The sequence below is a fragment of the Bradyrhizobium sp. genome (genome assembly GCF_016462955.1).
GTDB lineage: Bacteria > Pseudomonadota > Alphaproteobacteria > Rhizobiales > Xanthobacteraceae > Bradyrhizobium.
Map to the genome: position 1 here is coordinate 20,276 of NZ_JAEMSD010000052.1, position 1,932 is coordinate 22,207.

General features: G+C 65.2%; 2 pseudogenes. Both read right to left on the reverse strand.

Annotated features, from left to right (window positions below):
- Window positions 1–231, reverse strand: a pseudogene (locus JHD07_RS39735) (hypothetical protein); the annotation flags it as partial.
- Window positions 158–1,687: pseudogene (locus JHD07_RS08615) on the reverse strand (acyl-CoA dehydrogenase); the annotation flags it as partial. The pseudogenes JHD07_RS08615 and JHD07_RS39735, both read right to left, overlap by 74 nt.
- Between the last annotated feature and the right edge of the window lie 245 nt (window positions 1,688–1,932).

The window sequence follows — 1,932 nt, forward strand, 5'->3', positions numbered from 1 at the left end:
GTGCAAGCGTTTTTGAAGGAGTGCGGGCGGTGCATGCCAGAGCCAGCTGCGGTCTAAAAAAGTTTGGGCAAAACACACAAAAGTGCGGCGTGCCACCTGCGTGCGCTGGGCCTGCGACAACTCAGGAAAGCACAGCGCCAAATTGGTTTGCACAATGCGCCGGCGCGAATGCGCCAAAAGTCCAGCTGTGCCCGAAGGCGCGGAACAGCGTCCGGACGCTGTGGCCGACATGCTTCCAGAAAACCCGGTCGAACGCGGTGAGCCCGCGCTCGCGGTCGCTGTCCGCCAGCGCGTTCATCTCGTCGAGCAGAAAAGGATGGGCACGGATGGCGCCCTGCCCGAACACGATGAGGTTGCGGGTCAGAATGTTGGCGCCTTCCACCGTGATGCCGACCGGTACGGCGCGATGGAAATTCCCGAGATAGTTTTGCGGACCGTCGATCACGGCCTTGCCGCCATGGATGTCCATGGCGTCGTCGACCGCAATGCGCATCCGCTCGGTCGCGTGCAGCTTCATGATGCCGGAGATGACGGCGGGATGAATGCCGGCGTTCAGCGCCGCGCAGGTCAGCCGCCGGGCCGCATCGAGCTGGTAGGCGGTCGCGACGATGCGGGCGAGCGGCTCCTCGACGCCCTCGAACTTGGAGATCGAGATGCCGAACTGCTCGCGGATGTGGGCATAGGCGCCGGTGGTGCGCGCCGCATAGGCGGCGCCCGCGGCAGAGAGCGACGGCAACGAGATGCCGCGGCCGGCGGCGAGCGCGGTCATCAGCATCTTCCAGCCCTGCCCGAGGCGCTCCTTGCCGCCGATGACGTAGTCGAGCGGAATGAAGACGTCGCGCCCCCAGTTCGGGCCGTTCTGAAACACCTGCATCGACGGCAGATGGCGCCGGCCGATCTCGACGCCGGGCAGATTGGTCGGTATCAGCGCCACGGTGATGCCGAGCTCGTCCTGATCGCCGAGGAGATGATCGGGATCATAGGCCTTGAAGGCGAGACCGAGCAGCGTTGCGACCGGGCCGAGCGTGATGTAGCGCTTGTGCCAATTGAGCCTGAGGCCGACCACCTCGCGGCCCTCGAAATCGCCCTTGCAGATGATTCCCGTGTCGACCATCGAGGCGGCATCGGAGCCCGCTTCAGGACTGGTGAGGCCGAAGCAGGGAATGTCGCGGCCGTCGGCGAGGCGCGGCAGCCAGCGCTGCTGCTGCTCCTTCGTGCCGAAGCGCATCAGGAGCTCGCCGGGCCCGAGCGAGTTTGGCACCATCACGGTGACAGCGGCGGCAATCGAGCGGGTCGAGATTTTGCGCACGACTTCCGAATGCGCATAGGGAGAGAAGCCGAGCCCGCCGAACTCTTTCGGAATGATCATGCCGAAGAATTTCTCGCGCTTGACGAAGTGCCAGACGTCCGGCGGCAGGTCGCGCCATTCCCAGAAGATCTTCCACTCGTCGAGCATGGCGCAGAGCTCGTCGACGGGGCCGTCCAGGAACGCCTGCTCCTCGTCCGTCAGCCTGGCCGCGGGGATGTTCAGCAGCTTCGACCAGTCGGGGTTGCCGGTGAAGAGATCGGCATCCCACCAGACGTCGCCCGCCTCCAGCGCCTCGCGCTCGGTGTCGGACATCGTCGGCAGCACGCCGCGTGCCCAGGAGAAGATCGGCTTCGTCAGGGTATCGCGGCGGAAGCTCATGGCGGACCTCATGCATCGGCGCGGTTATCAGGCATTTTAGCGGAAAGTGGCCGCGGTGCGTGACAGGTTCGGCTGCAAATTGACGCGGCCAAGCGGCGCTGGACCCTAACGGCCAGGGTGCGACGACAGTTCCGGGAGGGGATGGGGAGCTGAATGTCTCTCCGCCGTCATTCCGGGGCACGCGAAGCGTGAGCCCGGAATCCATCAGGCGGCAGTGTCGGTGGATGAATGGATTCCGGGCTCGA